Annotated in this window: 14 protein-coding genes and 1 pseudogene; 4 read left to right on the forward strand and 11 right to left on the reverse strand. The window is 61.1% G+C overall.

Annotation, left to right across the window (positions count from 1 at the left end; all coding sequences use genetic code 11):
- Both AC1DX4_RS00005 and AC1DX4_RS00010 read left to right on the forward strand, forming a co-directional pair.
- Nucleotides 1-111 (forward strand): annotated as a pseudogene (locus AC1DX4_RS00005) (IS5/IS1182 family transposase); the annotation flags it as partial.
- Nucleotides 112-491: 380 nt separating this feature from the next.
- Nucleotides 492-1,193, forward strand: a complete 702-nt coding sequence (locus AC1DX4_RS00010) for an antitoxin Xre/MbcA/ParS-like domain-containing protein (RefSeq protein ID WP_477218369.1) — start codon at nt 492-494, stop codon at nt 1,191-1,193.
- Nucleotides 1,194-1,275: 82 nt separating this feature from the next.
- Here AC1DX4_RS00010 and speB read toward each other — a convergent pair whose 3' ends face one another.
- Nucleotides 1,276-2,235 carry an agmatinase gene (speB, locus tag AC1DX4_RS00015; RefSeq protein WP_477218370.1) on the reverse strand — a complete coding sequence of 320 codons (960 nt, stop codon included), beginning with the start codon at nt 2,233-2,235 and terminating at the stop codon, nt 1,276-1,278.
- Nucleotides 2,236-2,285: 50 nt separating this feature from the next.
- Nucleotides 2,286-3,392 carry a polyamine ABC transporter substrate-binding protein gene (locus tag AC1DX4_RS00020; RefSeq protein WP_477218371.1) on the reverse strand — a complete coding sequence of 369 codons (1,107 nt, stop codon included), beginning with the start codon at nt 3,390-3,392 and terminating at the stop codon, nt 2,286-2,288.
- 118 nt (nt 3,393-3,510) lie between these two features.
- Here AC1DX4_RS00020 and AC1DX4_RS00025 point away from each other — a divergent pair, with 118 nt between their 5' ends.
- On the forward strand, nt 3,511-4,416 hold the full coding sequence (locus AC1DX4_RS00025; protein ID WP_477218372.1) for a LysR substrate-binding domain-containing protein: 906 nt from the start codon (nt 3,511-3,513) through the stop codon (nt 4,414-4,416).
- A 22-nt stretch (nt 4,417-4,438) separates the two neighbouring features.
- Here the strand turns inward: AC1DX4_RS00025 and AC1DX4_RS00030 are convergent, their stop codons facing one another.
- From AC1DX4_RS00030 to AC1DX4_RS00055, 6 genes are all read right to left on the reverse strand, one after another.
- Nucleotides 4,439-5,524: a sensor domain-containing diguanylate cyclase gene (locus tag AC1DX4_RS00030; RefSeq protein ID WP_477218373.1), complete on the reverse strand. Its 1,086-nt coding sequence runs from the start codon at nt 5,522-5,524 to the stop codon at nt 4,439-4,441.
- Nucleotides 5,525-5,956: 432 nt separating this feature from the next.
- A complete protein-coding gene (locus AC1DX4_RS00035) occupies nt 5,957-7,804 on the reverse strand; it encodes an AAA family ATPase (protein ID WP_477218374.1) in 1,848 nt (615 codons plus the stop codon).
- Between the two features lie 49 nt (nt 7,805-7,853).
- Nucleotides 7,854-8,381, reverse strand: coding sequence for an ABC-three component system middle component 5 (locus AC1DX4_RS00040; RefSeq protein WP_477218375.1), 528 nt, complete (start codon nt 8,379-8,381; stop codon nt 7,854-7,856).
- The gene (locus AC1DX4_RS00045) at nt 8,381-8,956 is read right to left on the reverse strand and encodes an ABC-three component system protein (RefSeq protein ID WP_477218376.1); all 576 of its coding nucleotides are present in this window, start codon (nt 8,954-8,956) and stop codon (nt 8,381-8,383) included. Before AC1DX4_RS00045 ends, AC1DX4_RS00040 begins: the two co-directional genes overlap by 1 nt.
- Before the next feature lie 6 nt (nt 8,957-8,962).
- On the reverse strand, nt 8,963-9,136 hold the full coding sequence (locus AC1DX4_RS00050; RefSeq protein WP_477218377.1) for a hypothetical protein: 174 nt from the start codon (nt 9,134-9,136) through the stop codon (nt 8,963-8,965).
- A 59-nt stretch (nt 9,137-9,195) separates the two neighbouring features.
- Nucleotides 9,196-11,475 (reverse strand): NADP-dependent malic enzyme, encoded by a 2,280-nt coding sequence (locus tag AC1DX4_RS00055; protein WP_477218378.1) that lies wholly within the window; start codon nt 11,473-11,475, stop codon nt 9,196-9,198.
- A 214-nt stretch (nt 11,476-11,689) separates the two neighbouring features.
- On the opposite strand from AC1DX4_RS00055, the gene mutS reads away from it, so the two are divergent.
- On the forward strand, nt 11,690-14,419 hold the full coding sequence (gene mutS, locus AC1DX4_RS00060; protein ID WP_477218379.1) for a DNA mismatch repair protein MutS: 2,730 nt from the start codon (nt 11,690-11,692) through the stop codon (nt 14,417-14,419).
- 245 nt (nt 14,420-14,664) lie between these two features.
- Here mutS and AC1DX4_RS00065 read toward each other — a convergent pair whose 3' ends face one another.
- The 3 genes from AC1DX4_RS00065 to AC1DX4_RS00075 form a co-directional block, all read right to left on the reverse strand.
- Nucleotides 14,665-15,510, reverse strand: coding sequence for an aldo/keto reductase (locus AC1DX4_RS00065; protein WP_477218380.1), 846 nt, complete (start codon nt 15,508-15,510; stop codon nt 14,665-14,667).
- Nucleotides 15,511-15,597: 87 nt separating this feature from the next.
- Complete coding sequence (copM, locus tag AC1DX4_RS00070) at nt 15,598-15,987, reverse strand: CopM family metallochaperone (protein ID WP_477218381.1); 390 nt, start codon at nt 15,985-15,987, stop codon at nt 15,598-15,600.
- A gap of 43 nt (nt 15,988-16,030) precedes the next feature.
- Complete coding sequence (locus AC1DX4_RS00075) at nt 16,031-18,544, reverse strand: heavy metal translocating P-type ATPase (protein WP_477218382.1); 2,514 nt, start codon at nt 18,542-18,544, stop codon at nt 16,031-16,033.
- Nucleotides 18,545-18,604 lie beyond the last annotated feature (60 nt).

Consider the following 18,604-nt stretch of genomic DNA (forward strand, 5'->3'; position numbering starts at 1 on the left):
CGCATGAAGCTGACCACGATCCGCTATGTCGGGCTGGCCAAAGCCACTGCCCAGGTGACGTTAGCGGCGATTGCCTTCAACATGCGCCGATGGGCCGCCATCACAGGATAGGTGCGCCCGCAGTCCGGCCCCACGAGGCCGAACCGCCGCCCGAAATTCCAAACCAGACACAAGAACTCACGAATACGGGCGATATTCCCGCAATCCCGCTCTCATCCGCGCTCTGCTGCAATTACACAACAGGCCCACGAGGGGGGAGATCGGCAGCTTCACCGTCGCGTGATTGTCACATATCGCTCCTACACGAAATCGAGAGCGTCCCGTGACTGACATTTCGGGGCGCCCGCGTTCAGATGGGATGTTGAAAAATGCAAGACAGCAAGCTGTCGGGCGGCGCGATCCGTTGCCGCCGCGACTTCCGTTTTCCGTACTAGAAATTCAGCGATCGGCCGCGGCTGAGGGAGGAGCGCGCGCGGTCGGAAGATATGTGCATGAGCAGATTTCAGACTACGGGTCTTGGACAGGACGACTTCGCGGAGATGGTCGCGGAGGACGTCGAACGCGCGCTTGCCCATTATGATGAGGCCATCAACCAATCCACCGTGGTCTCGGTCGGCAAGATCGCCGGCAGCATAGCGTCCGCCGTCACCTTGCTGTCGCCAAAGCACCAGCGTGCCATCGACGCCATCCATGCCGACCTTCCCGGCCTTGCCTCGAAATTCGTGCGCGCGGGGGCGGCGGAAGCCGCGCGCCGCAGCGAAGCCGGCACTGCCGGGGCCACAAATCCGTCGACCGCTTTGCTGGCCGATGAGCCGCTTCCCCCGTCGCCGCAGTCCGACGACCTGGAATCGATGCTGATCGAGGACTGGGCCGGGCGCGTCGCCGGCTCGACCTATCTCGAAGAGAATTTGCGCATCGCCCGCTCGACCCTGCACCGCTGGCAAAGACGTGGCGACGTCATCGCCTTGCGCAAGGGTGGCCGCAAACACGTCTTCCCGCTGGCGCAATTCGTCGATGGCAGGCCGGTCGCCGGCATAAGCGACGTCCAGTCCCTGATCGGCAATCCGAGGCTCGCCTGGCTATGGCTGACGCGGCCGGCGGCGCAGCTCGACGGCCGCATTCCGATCGACCTGCTGCGGCAGGACCAGATCGATGAAGTCGTCGAAGCGGCAAGGGTGTTCACGCCGGGTTGAAGCCGGCGCGCCCTCCGAGCCGGGCTCTTTGCTTGACGCAATTCCGGACGGAAAACCGCTTCACACTTTTCCTGGAATTGCTCTAGCCTTTCTTCTCGGCCAGCAGGCCAAGATAGTGCTGCAGCACGGCGGCACCTGCGATCGACGTGACGTCGGCATGGTCATAGGCCGGCGCCACCTCGACGACATCAGCGCCGACAATATCGAGCGAACCCAGCCGCCGCAGGATCATCAGCGCCTCGCGTGACGAAAGACCGCCGGCGACCGGCGTGCCGGTGCCCGGCGCAAAGGCCGGGTCGAGGCAGTCGATGTCGAAGGTCAGATAGGTCCTGGCATCGCCGACACGCGCCTTGATGCGCTCGACCACGCCGGCCACGCCGAGTTCGGCGACATCCTCGCCATGCAGGATTTCGAGGCCGCAAGTGTCGGGCGCATGGGTGCGGATGCCTATCTGGATCGAGCGCTCCGGCAGGATCAGGCCTTCCGCAACCGCCCTGGCGACGAACGAGCCATGGTCGATGCGCTTCTCCTCGTCGAGCCAAGTGTCCTGGTGGGCGTCGAACTGGACCAGCGCCAGCGGCCCATATTTCTTCGCATGCGCCCTGAGCAGCGGCCAAGTGACGTAGTGATCGCCGCCGATGGACAGCAGCGTGACGCCGGCATCGACGACTTCGCTGGCCTGCGCCTCGATCTGCCACGGCGTTTCGTCGTGCCGGCCGAAATCGAGGCCGCAATCGCCATAGTCGATGACCGCCAGCTTTTCGAACGGATCGGCGCGGAAAGGATATTGCGGGTCGCCCTCCAGGATGGCCGAGGCGCGCCGCACGCCTTGCGGCCCGAAGCGCGCGCCCGGCCGGTTGGACACGGCCGCATCGAAGGGGATGCCCCAGACGGCGACATCGACGCCGTCGAGGTTGCGGGTCAGCCGCCGGCGCATGAAGGACAGCACGCCGCCATAGACCGGCTCGTGCGAGCCGCCATAAATGTTCTTGCCGAAAACGGCGTCGTCGGTCTGGCGCGAACGCGGCAGGGATTCAAGCATATCGATCACATCTTTTCTGGAGTGAGGTGTGGGCCAAAACAGGCCGGGGATCAGTTGGTTCCGGTGGTGAAGCCGGTCCACAGACGGGTGACCAGGCGCAGCGATTTCTGGTCGCGTGGCTGGGCGGCGAACAGATGCTTCATCGTCTCTTGCGAGAGATAGATGTCGGGATTGTCGCGAACGGTCTTGTCGATCATCGGCGCCGCCGCCTCGACCGCGTTCGGGTAGAGCGTCGCATTGGTGAAGCGAGCGGCAATTTCCGGCTTCATCAGGAAATCCATGAACGCCTCGGCGTTTTCGGGGTGCGGCGCATCGACCGGGATGGTGATGACGTCGAAGAAGATTTCCGTGCCTTCTTTCGGGATGGAGTAGCCGATATCGGCGCCGCTTTTGGCGTCCACTGCCTTGGTCGCCGCGCCAATCGCATCGCCGCTCCAGCCAAGCGCCAGGCAGAGATCACCGGCCGCCATCTCGCTCATGATCGCGCCCGATTTGAAATGCCTGATGTAAGGCTTGATCGCGGTCAGCAGATCGGCTGCCTTCCTGATCTCGCTCTCGTCGGTCGAGAACGGGTTGAAGCCGAGGTAGTTGAGCGCGATCGACATCACGCCCTCGGGGGAATCGACCATGGCGATGCCGCAATCCTGGAATTTTTGCGCCACCTGCGGCTTGAAGATCATGTCGAGGCTGTTGAGCGGGGCGTCCTTCATCCGCTCGGCAATCCTGGCCTTGTTGTAGATGATGCCTGTCGTGCCATAGGCATAGGGCACCGCATAGGCGTTGCCCGGATCCTGCCTGGCCAGGAAGGCCATGATGTCGGGATTGAGACCCCCGGCGTTGGGGATTTGTGCCTTGTCGAGTTTCTGGATGGCGCCGGCCTTGATGTACTGGCCGACGATCGATGCGCCCGGCATGATCAAATCGTAGCCGAAGCCGCCGGTCAGCGCCTTGGTCGTCAGCATCTCGACGGCATCGAATGTGTCGTAGACGACCTTGATGCCGGTTTGCTTCTCGAATTGCGCGATCGTGTCGGCCGGCACGTAATCGTACCAGAAGTAGATGTTGACGGTCTTGTCCTCGCCGGCCTGGGCACTACCCGTCAGGACGCAGGCGGACAGGGCGATCATCGATGCGGCAAGGGTGGCAAGATGGCGCATGGCGCGGTCTCCCAGGGGGTTCGGATCGCGCGAGAATTGCCCGTTCGACACAGTCCGACAAACGGCATTTCTGTCCGTCATACTTGACAAAAACTCATCTGAAGTTTTGTCTTTGCGCATGAAGCTGCCTTCGTTGAATGCGATCCGGGCCTTCGAAGCGGCGGCGCGCCTGCACAGCTTCAAGGAAGCCGCCGACGAGTTGCGGCTGACGCCCTCGGCGGTGAGCCGGCATATCCGTTCCCTGGAACAGGCGCTGGGCATCGAGCTGTTCGAGCGCGGCGTCCGGCAGGTGACGCTGGTGCCGAAAGCCAGCCACTTTGCCCGCCGGCTCTCCACCGCCTTCAGGTCGATCGAGAATGCCATCGAAGAGATGGGCAGCCATGGCCGCCCGGTTGCCGCCAAGCGCGCCTCGCTGTCGATCAATGCCACCTTCATGAACCTGTGGCTCGCCGACCGCCTGCCGCGGTTTCGCGCGGCGAACCCGGATTTCGAACTCGACGTGTCGATCCATGATGATCAGAACCGGGGCGGCAACCCGAGTGCCGATCTGCGTGTGCTGTTCACCGCCGATGCCGGCAATGCGGACTATTTGCAGCTCGTGTCGCTGGTGATCTTCCCCGTCTGCGCGCCAGCCCTGCTTGCCGGTCCGAATGCGCCAAAAACGCCGACCGATCTCGCCGGACAGAGGCTGCTGCACGAGAACACCACCGCCTGGTGGGAGGAATGGTTCGAGACCGAAGGCCTGAAAGTCGACGCGAAATCCGGTCCGATCTTCCACGATCCGGCGCTGGCCGTGCGCGAGGCGGTCAATGGCGGCGGCGTCGCGCTGGTCGACAACATCATGGCGCAGGACCTGCTGGCCAGCGGCCAGCTGGTAGCGCCGTTTCCGGTGCGGCATGCAATTCCGGAGAGCTACTGCCTACAGCAAAAGCCGGGCCATCGCGGCTCGGCCGGCATCAAGCGGTTCCGCGAGTGGCTGCTGTCGGAGATCGCCAGCCACAAGCAGGCGATGGGGATGGTCTGAGGGATTTCGTCCACGCTCTGCGCTAAGCGGTCTTGCGAAAGCTTGGCCCGGACGATGGCTGTTGCGGTGTCATTTCGCTGGCGGTGACCAGCCGGTTGCGGCCGCTCTTTTTGCCGATGTACATCAGCCGGTCGGCAAGCGCGATCAGCGCTTCGGAGTCCGCGGCCTCCGCCGGATACATGGCCACGCCAACGGTGCAACCGACCTGGATGGCGCCATTCGGCGTCGGAACCTTGATCCGCAACCTTTCCAGGATGCGTTCGGCGACGCGTACGGCCTTCAGCTGTGCCAGATCGGTGTCGGCCGAGAACAGGAAGGCGAACTCGTCACCGCCAAGCCGGGCGACGAAATCGGCGCTGCGCAGGATCGAGCGAAGCTGGCTCGACACGCGCTGCAGCAGCGCATCGCCGGCCTCATGGCCGAGCGTGTCGTTGACTTCCTTGAACCGGTCGAGGTCGATGAACAGAAGCCCGGCCGCCTCGCCGGTGGCGCCGCAGCGGGCAACCACCGATTTGAGCTCGTTGTGGAAGGCGCGCCGGTTGGGCAGGTCGGTCAAGGCATCGTGGTTGGCCGAATGGTCGCTCTGTTGCTTCGCCACCTCGATCTCGCGCTTTTGCGCCGACAGTTCCTCGTTGGCGGTCTTCAGATCCAGAAGCAGCTGGGCGTTGAGGTCCTCGACGACCTTGCGGTCGCTGATGTCGACGACGAAGCCTTCCAGGAATTCGAGTTCGCCGGCTTCGTCCCAGACACCACCGCCGATCTCGCGGACCCAGAGCGGTTCGCCGACCTGCGGCACGATGCGGTAGTCGACGTTCCAGTTGCAGCGCGCCTCGAGCGCGGCGTCGACGGCGGCATACACCGAGGGCAAGTCATCCGGGTGGATGGCCGAGACATAGTCGCGCACCGCGTTGTGGATGAAATCGCTCGGCCGGTAACCGCTGACGGTGAAGATGCCGTCGCTGATATACAGCATGGTGTAGGACGCGTCGTTGCGGCAACGGTAGAGATAACCGTCCATGCGGCCGGTGATGCTGAGCAAGGCATCCAATCGCTCGTCGTGGTAGGCTCGCTCGCCGACCACGGATACAGAAACTCCGTCATGCTTCATGGCCGCACCCCCATTTGGCGGTCTGAGCGCGCCGTGGATGCCGTTACGGCATGCGGCAAGAGCTTCCCTATATCAGCTGAATCTTATCAATATGTTATGGGGGGCGCGACGGCGTTTGGGGCGCCGCCGCGTTCGAAGAGCCGGGGCGGCTGGTCCGTCTGCTGCGCGAAAACCGTTCGTTACGCTACTGCCGTAGCTGCCACGATTAGGCTGACTGAGCCGACGGCATTGAGCGAGACTAGATCGGCCACCATCACTTAGCTGCTTAAATTCGCGGGCGCTATTCGACCCCGGGAACCTATTGGCTGCTGCAAAAGCCGGGCGGCTGCGGCTCTATGGTCCAGGCGGTTTCCGCAGCGCCTATTGGCGATAATCGCCTAAGGTGCGTGATCAAGATCGGTTGATGGCTTCCGCGTGCAGTTCGTTGCCGTTCTATTTGACTTTGAGAGTTCTATTGGTATGCGTATAGAATTCACCAACTGTATATAAGTTATTGTTAAGCTCATCTGCTATCATTGAGGTGGCTATGATCATCTGATGGTCGGAAGCTGCCGACAACGACTTATCTCTGAGTTGCAATTGAAAATTCCTACTACGCTCCGGCTCCATCCCTTTGTCCTCGATCGTATCCATTATAAGCAACCTCGGATGCGAAAAATCGCCATCGTTTGCTGCAGCATACAAAAACGAAGCCAGGAACGAATTCTTTAGATAGACCATCGAGCTTGCAGAAAAAAAACTGTCTCCGTTTACGGAGATTTTATTGCCGTCAAACTCAAAATCGACAACATTTGCGTTATCAAACGTGCTTTGGCGTGAAAGGTCCGCCTTCAAGAAAGCGATAGTGTTATCTTCAATTTCCTTTCTTGCTAACGATATCCTACTTTTATTTCTATTATTCTCATATTCAATTACCGCCAACAGCGCATCTAGTTCTTTCTGGAGCCCCTCGCGTTGAGAAGACAACTCCTCAACCTGAGAAACAATCTCACTTCTAGTAGCTAATTCCTCCAGCTTCTTAATCAGATAGCCCGCCTGCCGATTCAGATTCCGCAATTCTGAGCGCATAGCGGTCGTAGGGGTCTTAACAGAGACACGATAATGGCGATTGGCTTGCTCCCAGAGTTCTCTTTCACCCGCCAACCTGGAACGTAATTCCCTTATTTCGATATCTCTGAGTCCCTGCAGTTCCAAGGATTGTTCCTTCTGCCGGCTAAACTCATTTATCAACTTCAACGACCGCGAATGGGTACGCGACTTATCGAACGGCTCCTTACAGAGCTTGCAGGCACCCTCCACGCCATGATCCGCAACAGGTTCCAAACATGACGGGCAATATTGAAAGTCCAGCCGCCCAAATTCCTCTACCACTGCATGCGAATTTTGGAGCTGGTAAAGCTTGGCGTCCAGCGCTGCAATAAATTGGGCAGAGTCCGCCTGCTCAAGCGCCACCCTCGTAATTTTCTCCTCGAGCTCCGCTATCGTTGATTGAAGTGCCACAATTCGCCTGTAGGTCTCATCTTGGTCGTTCAGAGTGAGACGATCATCAAATTGAGCATGGAATATATTGTCTTCGATCTCCTCGATCTTCGTGTTCGTCGCCAATAGTTCCTTGTCGACCTTTGCTCGCTCAGCCTCAAGCCACTCTCTGGTCAGAGGCACGCCACCAGAGGAATACATATTGATGATCGACTTGATTTTTACCTGAATGTCGCGAAACTCAATGCCGGCCTCATTGTAACGAATCTTCGCGCGGTAGAACCGGTCGCTAAATGCCCCACACAGCAGATCGCCGACAGTCTGCCGCGTAACTGCATCATCAAACTGTTGAAATCTAAATATCTTGTCAACAGGACTCAGCTGGTCAGAGTACATGAGGCGCAATATTTGATTCATTGTTATTTTTGTTTGGTTTTCACCGAGCTGCACCTCAGGCAAACCTAGAAATCGAAATAGAACCTGCGAAAAGCTGTCCTTGCTGCTACGTGCGTACGAATAGATCTCCCACCCTGCAGATGCGGATACGAGAGACTCGTCCAGATCGCCAATGTAAATGCGCATCGGTCGCCCTGACTGATCGGATATTTCCCTAGATAGGGTGACCGCGCTGCCATTTATGGACGCTTGCAGGTAGATGGTGTCACACTTTAGCGCCACCTCGCGCCAATCAAACAGATCTCCGCCCAGTCCGTAGAATAGAAAGTCCATTATCGTGGACTTTCCGGACGAATTTTCCCCTCTTATGATATTTAAGCCGCCATGAAATCGTTCATCAAACACGATGTTTCCACGGCTAAAGACGACAAGCCGGTCAACTCGTATGTTAGGCCTAAACATAGTCATAGCGAAACTCCTCCAGCCCCGATCTATCCTTAAGGCCGTCAGCACCGGCGAGAGGAACTTCGTTCAGTCGCATCACTAGGAATTCGAGCAGGATTTTGTTCTTTGCGATGAAAGCGGTTATGTTGGGCATCAAGGTCGCGGGAAGCGGCTCCGAAGTTCGCTTTACGACGCCACCCCTGAGCATTTCTGTATCAACAAAACCATACGAGCCGAGACTGTTTATGGCAGCAAGTTGCGAAGCCCGCATTCGCCGTAACATCACCCGAGGGTCCGGGATTTGCTCGTAAACGTTTTGCAAATAGGTACGTCGTAGTACGTTCCTGTCTCGAATAAAGCCCGCTATCTTTTGAGAGCCCCTAATCGTACTTGCTCTCCACGGGAAGCATACGTAGAAATCATAAATAAACAAACGCTCAACTTCGAAGTTTATGCCTTCTGCAAACTCCAAGATCGCACTCATACGAAACACGGCATGAAATGGATCTTGAGATGCGCTGTACGTTATCGAGTTCATTAGTGCCACCGCACATAACACTTGTCCGCAAGCCAGTATATCATGCCGCGAACGTGATTCCGATTTATAAGTATATCTTCGCTGCCGGCACCTATCTCAATAAATATTTTATCTATTATATGAGTATCTACTATATTTTGGACCGAGCTGAAATCCAATGAATTTATTATCGGACATATCTTTTCCTCGAAAACATCATGTATAATCGACAAAAAATATGCGAATAGCTCCTGTGCAGAGCTGAACTCTTGGTACTTCAGCAAAAGCTTTACAAACTCTTCTTTTCGAAGAATCGCCGACGTGTACGATATGTTGTATCCGCTAGCCTCTATCTTTGCTTTAAGTCCAACTATTTCCGACTGATCGCGCTGATCGACAAAATACCTAAGATTGTCTACAAATGTATTTTCAATATCTTTATTATCTTCTTTAATCTGTATTTCTAACTTCTTAAGCCATAAGGACACCTGAGAAACACTCTGGGGCCCGATATTGTATTCGTTTTTAAATATATCGCGACCGGCTTGATCGCCTTGGACAGCCGCACGCGACTGATTTGCGTAAACTGTTTCCATGATAAMTTATTTTTTCAGATCACGTCCCGCTTGATCTCCTCCCACCTTGCTGTCCCGCTGATCAGAAAAACTGGCGTTTGCTCCTTGGCGAATTCGCTGAACTGTTAAAGTAACACCACACCCAAGGACAAAGCCGATCAGGCCGCTAATAAGCGATATGTAATCTTGTATCTTTTCCATGAAATCCGACTCCCCCCTGCGGAGATTACCATGATATCTACTAGCTTGAAAGCGCGGCCTCAAGTCCCCGCCGTATAAGCCGCGATCGCCGCCATGTTGACAATGTCGCTATCCTTGGCATTCAGCGACACGATCTGGACCGGCTTGTTCAGCCCCACCAGCAGCGGGCCGATGACCGTCGAGCCGCCGAGTTCCTGTAGCATCTTGGTCGAGATCGAAGCCGAATGGAACGCCGGCATGATCAGCACATTGGCCGGGCCGGTCAGCCTGATGAACGGATATTGCGCCATGGCGCGCGCGTTGAGCGCGACGTCGGCGGCCATTTCGCCGTCATACTCGAAATCGACACGGCGCTTGTCGAGGATGCGCACGGCTTCCTGGACGCGCTCGGAGCGTTCGCCCTGCGGGTGGCCGAAGGTGGAGTAGGCGAGCATGGCGAGCCTTGGCTCATAGCCCATGCGGCGGGCGAAGCCGGCCGCCTCCTCGGCGATGTCGGCGATCTGCTCGGCGTTCGGCATGTCGTGCACGGCGGTGTCGGCGACGAGGACAGTTTTACCCCGCGCCAGCACGATCGAGACGCCGATGACGCGGTGGCCGGGCTTGGCATCGATGACGCGGCGGATGTCGTCGAGCGCGGTGGAATAGTTGCGGGTGACGCCGGTGACGATGCCGTCGGCGTCGCCCAGCGCCACCATGCAGGCGGCGAAGTGATTGCGGTCGTTGTTGATCAGGCGCTGGCAGTCGCGGAACAGAAAACCTTTGCGCTGCATGCGTTCGTAGAGATAGTCGGTGTAGATGCCGTTGCGGCGCGACAGCCGGGCATTGATGATCTCGATGCCTTGTTTGTTCAAGTCGATGCCGGCGTGCTTGGCGTTTTCCTTGATGACGTCGTCGCGGCCGAGCAGGATGGCGGTGCCGAGCTTCTGGTTCACATAGGAGACGGCGGCGCGCATCACCTGCTCCTCCTCGCCCTCGGCGAAGACGATGCGCTTGGGCTGGCGGCGCACGCGATCGTAGATACGCTGCAAGGTCGAGGCGATCGGGTCGCGGCGGGCGGACAGTTCCTGGGCGTAGCGATCGAGATCGAGGATCGGCTTGCGGGCGACGCCCGACTCCATCGCCGCCTTGGCCACCGCCAGCGGAATGGCCGAAATCAGGCGCGGATCGAACGGCACCGGGATGATGTAGTTGGGGCCGAATTTCGGCCGGTTGCCCTGATAGGCGGCGGCGACATCGTCGGGCACGTCCTTGCGCGCCAGATCGGCGAGCGCACGTGCCGCGGCGATCTTCATGTCGTCATTGATGGTGGTGGCCCGCACATCCAGCGCGCCGCGGAAAATGTAGGGGAAGCCGAGCACGTTGTTGACCTGGTTCGGATAGTCCGAACGGCCGGTCGCCATGATGGCATCGGTGCGGATCTCGGCCACTTCCTCCGGGGTGATTTCCGGGTCTGGATTGGCCATGGCGAAGATGATCGGGTTCTTGGCCATCGACTGCACCATGGCGGTGGTCAGCGCGCCCTTGGCCGAGAGGCCGAGGAAGACATCGGCGCCGTCGAGCGCCTCGGCGAGGCTGCGCGCCTCGGTCTTGACCGCATGCGCCGACTTCCACTGGTTCATACCTTCGGTGCGGCCCTGAAAGACCACGCCCTTGGTGTCACACAAGGTGATGTTTTCCGGCGCAAAACCCATCGCCTTCATCAGCTCGATGCAGGCGATACCGGCGGCACCGGCGCCGTTGCAGACCATTTTCGTCGTCTTCATGTCGCGGCCGGTGATTTCCAGCGCGTTGATCAGGCCGGCGGCCGAGATGATGGCGGTGCCATGCTGGTCATCGTGGAAGACCGGAATGTCCATCAGCTCGCGCAGCCGCTGCTCGATGATGAAGCATTCCGGCGCCTTGATGTCTTCCAGGTTGATGCCGCCGAAGGATGGGCCGAGGAAGCGCACGCAGTTGATGAACTCGTCGGCGTCTTCGGTGTCGACCTCGAGGTCGATGGAATCGACATCAGCAAAGCGCTTGAACAGCACCGCCTTGCCCTCCATCACCGGCTTGGAGGCCAGCGCACCGAGATTGCCGAGACCGAGGATGGCAGTGCCGTTGGAGATGACCGCAACCATGTTGCCGCGCGTCGTGTAGTCGAAGGCGCGGCTGGGATCCTCGGCGATGGCCAGGACGGGCACCGCGACGCCAGGCGAATAGGCGAGGCTCAGATCGCGTTGGGTGGCCATCGGCTTGGTGGCGACGACCTCCAGCTTGCCGGGGCGCCCCATGGCGTGGAATTCGAGCGCTTCCTGCGCGCTGACGGACGGACCGCTGTTCTCGGTTTTCCTGGCCATGATGCTTTTGATTTCCTCGCCGGTGCAGCACCTCCTTGGAAAGCGGGTGCTTTGTTTCGGTCCGAATTAAGACCACGCGCCGCCGCGTGTAAACCGCCGGCACGCGGGAATCGCGGATCGGATGGGAAATTGCGAATCTGGCCGCCTCGGTCGTCCCCTGCTTTTCGCGGCCCCGGCATTAAACCGCGCGATCACATCTGCTAGCGTGCCGCGCATGAACATGCACAGCCCGAACGAGCCGGACGCCCCCGAGGTGATGACGCCGCCACAGCCCGGCGCAGCCGCCGTCACGCCGATGATGGAGCAGTTCATCGAGATCAAGGCGGCGAACCCGGATTCGCTGCTGTTCTACCGCATGGGCGATTTCTACGAGCTGTTCTTCGACGATGCCGAAAAGGCAAGCCGGGCGCTGGGCATCGTCTTGACCAAGCGCGGCAAGCACCAGGGTCATGACATCCCGATGTGCGGCGTGCCTGTGCATGCGGCCGACGACTATCTGCAGAAGCTGATCGGCCAGGGATTCCGTGTCGCGGTGTGCGAGCAGATCGAAGATCCGGCCGAAGCCAAGAAGCGCGGCGGGAAATCGGTGGTGCGCCGCGACGTGGTGCGGCTGGTGACGCCGGGCACCATCACCGAGGACAAATTGCTGGCGCCGTCGGAATCGAGCTTCCTGATGGCGCTGGGGCGGGTGAAGGGCGGCAGTGACCACAGCTTTGCAATTGCCTGGATCGACATCTCGACCGGCGCCTTCCGCGTTGCCGAGACCACGGCCGACCGGCTGCTGGCCGACATCTTCCGTGTCGATCCGCGCGAGATGATCGTCGCCGAGCCGGTGTTCCACGATCCCGAACTGAAGCCGGTGTTCGACGTGCTCGGCCGCGTCGCCAACCCGCAGCCACCGTCGCTGTTCGATTCGGCCTCGGCCACCGGGCGCATCGCCCGCTTCTTCGAGGTGGCGACGCCGGACAGCTTTGGCACCTTTTCGCGCGCCGAACTGTCGGCGATCTCGGGCGCCATCGCCTATGTCGAGAAGACGCAGAAGGCCGAGCGTCCGCCTTTGTCGCGGCCCGAGCGCGAAGAGCAAGGCTCGACCCTGTTCATCGATCCGGCGACGCGCGGCAATCTGGAACTCTTGCGTACGCTATCGGGCAGCCGCGAAGGCTCGCTGTTCAAGGCGATCGACCGCACGGTGACCGGTGGCGGCGCAAGGCTGCTCGCCGACCGGCTGATGGCGCCGCTGACCGACCCGGTGGCGATCGGCGCCCGCCTCGACTCGGTATCGTTCTTCCGCTCCGAAACCCGGCTTTGCCAGGCGGTGCGGACGAGCCTGAAGAGCGTCGCCGACATGCCGCGCGCGTTGTCCCGGCTGGCGCTCAACCGCGGCGGCCCGCGCGACCTCGGCGCGCTGCGCGCCGGTTTCGAGGCGGCCGGCGCGATCGCCGACATCTTCGCCGCGACCGCCCTGCCCGGGGAATTGGCTGGCGCAATGGCCGCGATCCAGGCGCTGCCCCAGGCACTTACCCAGCACCTGATGCAGGCGCTCGGCGAGGAACTCCCGCTGTTGAAGCGCGACGGCGGCTTTGTCCGTGGCGGCTATCATGCCGAGCTCGACGAGATGCGGGCGCTGCGCGACGAATCGCGAAAGGTCATCGCCGGGCTGGAACGCTCGCTGATCGAGGAGACCGGCATCCGTTCGCTGAAGATCCGGCACAACAATGTGCTTGGCTACTATATCGAGGTGACCGCCAACCACCATGCGATCATGACCGGCAGCGATGGCGCCAAGGCGCGCTTCATCCACCGGCAGACCATGGCCAACGCCATGCGCTTCACCACCACCGAGCTTGCCGAGCTCGAGACCAAGATCGCCAATGCCGCCGACCGGGCGCTGAGCATCGAACTGGCGGCTTTCGATGCGCTGACGGCGGAAGCCGTCGGCGAGGCGGAAAAAATCCGCGCCGGCGCCGACGCGCTGGCCGTGATCGATGTGTCGGCGGCGCTCGCCCTGTTGTCGGAAAGCGAAGCCTGGTGCCGGCCAGTGGTGGATTCCAGCCTCGCCTTCGAGATTTCCGGCGGCCGGCATCCGGTGGTCGAACAGGCGCTGCGCCGTTCCGGCGAAGGCCCGTTCGTTGCCAATGATTGCGACCTGTCGCCGGAGGGCAGCGCCAAGAACGGCGCGATCTGGCTGCTGACCGGCCCGAATATGGGCGGTAAATCGACGTTCCTCAGGCAAAACGCGCTGATCGCCATCCTGGCCCAGACCGGTTCGTTCGTGCCGGCGGCATCGGCCCATATCGGCGTCGTCGACCGGCTGTTCTCGCGCGTTGGCGCCTCGGACGATCTGGCGCGCGGCCGCTCGACCTTCATGGTCGAGATGGTCGAGACGGCGGCGATCCTCAACCAGGCCGGCGAACGGGCCCTGGTGATCCTCGACGAGATCGGCCGCGGTACCGCCACCTTCGACGGCCTATCGATCGCCTGGGCGGCGGTGGAATACCTGCACGAGAAGAACCGCTGCCGGGCGATCTTTGCCACCCATTTCCACGAAATGACCTCGCTCGCCGGCAAGCTGGCGCGGCTCCACAACGTCACCATGCGGGTCAAGGAATGGGAAAACGACGTCGTCTTCCTGCACGAGGTCGGCAAGGGTGCGGCCGACCGCTCCTACGGCGTGCAGGTGGCGCGGCTCGCCGGCCTGCCGGAAGCGGTGGTCGACCGGGCCAAGCAGGTGCTGCACCAATTGGAAGAAGGCGAGGTTTCCGGCAAGACCAACCGGCTGGTCGACGATTTGCCGCTGTTTTCCGTGGCGGTGAAGCGTGAAATGCCGAAGCCGGTGAAGAACGACGCTTTGGGCGCCGCGCTCGGCGACATCAATCCCGACGAGATGACGCCACGGGAGGCGCTGGAAGCGCTGTACCGGCTGAAGGGTCTGGCGGGAAAATAATTTAGCAATCTGGGCGGCGTCGGCGCAACTGCCAATCTCCCCCCTCGTGGGGGAGATGTCCGGCAGGACAGAGGGGGGCGTCGTAGAGTGCTGAGCTTGCTTAACCTGATCTCTGATGATGCTCGGCAGAAAATGGGCGAGGAAGCCGTCACTGTAAGATTGATATATGTTGGCGGGCCAGCGCCCCCCTCTGCCCTACCGGGCATCTCCCCCACGAGGGGGGAGATTGCAACTTCACCCGCCGCTCAGATCATCTCCAGCCCGCGCTTGCGTGTCGGTGGCGGGAAGGCGCGGTTGAGATCGGCGAGGTCTTCGCCTGCTAGTTTGATGTCCAGCGCAGCAAAATTCTGGCGCACGTGCTCCTGGCTGCTGGCCTTGGGAATGGCGACAACGCCCTCCTGGTGCATCACCCAGGCCAAGGCGATCTGTGCCGCGGTCGCATTGTGGCGGGCGGCAACGGCATCGAGCCTGGCATTGCGCGCCAGTGCGCCCTGCTCGACCGGCGAATAGGCCATCAGCGGGATGCCGCGCTTGCGGCTCCAGGGGGCGAGATCGAATTCGAGGCCGCGACGGACCAGATTGTAAAGCACTTGGTTGGTCTGGACATTGCCGCCATCGGGCAAGCCGGCCAGGTCCTCCATTTCCTCGGTGTCGAAATTGCTGACGCCCCAATGGCGGATCTTGCCGGCCTTCTTCAAGGCCTCGAAGGCCTCGACCGTCTCCGCCAACGGTACGTTGCCCGGCCAATGCAAGAGATAGAGGTCGATGCGGTCGGTGCGCAGGCGCTTCAGGCTGTTCTCGCAGGCGCGCTGCACGCCCGCGCGCGAAGCGTTCGACGGTAGAACCTTCGAAACCAGGAAGGTCTCGTCGCGGCGCCCGGCGATAGCTTCGGCCACCACTTCCTCGGCGCCACCGCTGGCATACATTTCGGCGGTGTCGATCAGCGTGATGCCAAGGTCGAGGCCGAGCTTGAGCGCATCGACCTCGCCAGCACGGCGGCGAGAATCCTCGCCCATCTTCCACGTGCCCTGGCCGAGAACAGCAATGGCTTCGCCTTGGGGTAGCGTGATGGTTCTGATGGTCGACGACATGGCAGGCTCCGTTTGAGGCCGGATCGCATCACAGGGCGGACGAGAAATCCAGAGGCGTTCTCGCCCAATTCTTCGTCACGAAGCGGCTCACTTCACCGGATGAGCGGCGAGCCAGTCCTGCATCTGCTTAATCTCGGCTTCCTGCGCGGCGATGACGCCTTCGGCGAGCTTGCGGATTTCCGGATCCTTGCCATTGGCAAGCTCGACCTTGGCCATGTCGATGGCGCCCTGATGGTGCGGGATCATGCCGCGGACGAAGTCGACATCGGCATTGCCGGTGTATTTGACCATCATGTCCTTGTGCATCTTGTCCATCGCCTTCTTGTAGCCGACGGTGGCAGGGCTTTGCGCACCCATCGCCATGCCGGCCATGTTATGTTTCATCTCTTCGCTCTGCGCCGGAACGCTTTCGAGGAAGACGGCGAGCAGCATTCCGGCCGCCATCAGCAAAAGCACGAGTTTTTTAGCCCAGGTCATTCATGGTCTCCTGTTGAATGGGTTTCGTATTTGGGGGTTTGGATCAGAGTTTCAACGTCCGCAGACGCAATGCGTTTGATATGACCGAGACGGAGGACAGGCTCATCGCCGCCGCCGCCAGCATCGGCGACAAAAGCGTGCCGGTCAGCGGATAGAGCACGCCGGCGGCGACCGGCACGCCAAGCACGTTGTAGAGGAAGGCGAAGAACAGGTTCTGGCGGATGTTGCGAAACGTCGCCTGGGCGAGCTTACGGGCCCGGACGATGCCGTTGAGGTCACCCTTGACCAAGGTGATGCCGGCGCTTTCGACCGCGACATCGGCGCCGGTACCCATGGCGATGCCGACATCGGCGCTGGCCAAGGCCGGTGCGTCGTTGACGCCGTCGCCGGCCATGGCAACGCCGGCGCCCCTGCCGCGCAGCTCCTCGACTAGGGCTGCCTTCTGTTCCGGCAGCAGACCGGCGCGAACCTCATCGATACCGAGGCTTCTGGCAATCGCCTTGGCGGTGCGCTCGTTGTCGCCGGTCGCCATGATGATCCTGAGGCCGCTGTCATGCAGAGCCTTGATCGCCTCGGCAGTGGTCGCCTTGATTGGATCGGCGACGGCGACGATGCCGGCCAGTTTTTTGCCGACCGCGACGAACATCGCCGTCTTGCCATCGCCCTGCAGAGCTTCGGTTCTGGTGGCGATGGGTGCGATGTCGATGCCGAGATCGGCCATCATCGCCGCGTTGCCGAGTGCGACCTGCTGCCCCGACACGATGCCGGAAACACCTTTGCCGGTGACCGCCTCGAAATCGCTGGCTTCAGTGATCGTCAGGCCACGGGCGCCGGCACCCTCGACGATGGCCTCGGCGAGCGGATGCTCCGAGCCCTTCTCCAGTGCGGCGGCAAGCGCCAGCAATTCGTTTTCGGCCATGCCCTCGACAGCGACAACATCCGTCAGTTTCGGCCGGCCCTCGGTCAGCGTGCCGGTCTTGTCGACGATCAGCGTGTCGACCGAGGCAAAGCGTTCGAGCGCCGCGGCTTCCTTGATCAGCACGCCGGCATGCGCCCCGCGCCCGGTGGCGGTCATGATCGACATCGGCGTGGCGAGGCCGAGCGCGCAGGGACAGGCGATGATCAGCACCGAGACGGCCGAGACGATGGCGAAGATCAGGCTGGGCTCCGGGCCGAAGACGGCCCAGGCGATGAACGCCACCACGGCGACTAGGACGACGGCCGGAACAAAATAGAAGGAAACGCGGTCGGCCAACCCTTGAATCGGCGCGCGCGAGCGCTGTGCCTTGGCGACGAGTTCGACGATGCGCGCAAGCGTGGTCTCGGCGCCAATCCGCTCGGCGCGCATGATCAGCGAGCCGTTCTTGTTGAGCGTGCCGCCGGTCAGGGCGTCGCCCTCGACCTTTTCGACCGGCAGCGGCTCGCCCGTGATCATGGATTCGTCGATGGAAGAGCGACCTTCGAGCACGGTGCCGTCGACCGGGATGGCGTCGCCTGGCCGGATGCGCAAGCGATCACCGGCCTTGACGCTGTCCAGCGGCACGTCGGTCTCCGAACCGTCTTCGGCGATACGCCGTGCGGTCTTGGGCGCCAGATCGAGCAGAGCGCGGATCGCCGATCCGGTCTTTTCGCGGGCACGCAATTCCAGCACCTGGCCGAGGAAGACCAGCGCGACAATAACGGCCGCAGCCTCGAAATAGACCGGCACCGCACCGCCATGGCTGCGGAACTGATGCGGGAAGATGTCCGGGAAAAGCGTAGCGACGACGCTGTAGAGATAGGCCGCGCCGACGCCAAGCGAGATCAGCGTCCACATGTTGGGGCTGCGGTTGACGACCGAGTCCCAGCCGCGATGGAAGAAAGGAAAGGCAGCCCACAGCACCACTGGGCTTGCCAGCGCCAGCTCGATCCAGACCTTCGTGCGATCATCGACCCAGCCTTCGAACGTCACCCCGACCATCGGCGCCATGGCGATGATCAGAAGCGGGATCGACAGGACCGTGCTGACCCAGAACCGCCTGGTGAAATCGACCAGCTCGGGATTTGGCCCTTCATCGCCTGATGGTACGCCCATCGGTTCCAGCGCCATGCCGCAGATCGGGCAGGAGCCGGGCTTGTCGCGGATGATCTCGGGATGCATCGGGCATGTGTATTGCGTGCCCTTGGGCGCCGGCACCGGCGCCGGCCTGTCGCCGAGATAGGTTTGCGGCGCCGCCTCGAATTTCGCCTGGCAAGCGGCGGAACAGAAATAGAAGCCCTGGCCTTCATGGCGGACAAAGTGCCTGGCCGTGGCGCGATCGACGCTCATGCCGCAGACGGGGTCGGTGGCCGTCAGATAGTGTTCCGGCGCAGCCTGGAATTTCGTGCGGCAACCTTCGCTGCAGAAATGATAGAGGCGGCCGCCATGCTCCGATGTCGGCTTGCCGGCGGCCGGGTCCACGGTCATGCCACAGACCGGATCGCGCAGAACCGCATCCACGGCCGCACCTTTCGCCGCACAGCAGCCGCCATGGGCGCCGGGGTGGTCGCCGTGGTGATCATGGTCTGAATGCGTCATTCCAAAATGCCTTTGTGCCTCTGCCTGCGGAGGTAGTGCTTCCAGTAACTGGAAGGTCAA

The sequence above is a fragment of the Mesorhizobium sp. P3_A8 genome (genome assembly GCF_056402995.1).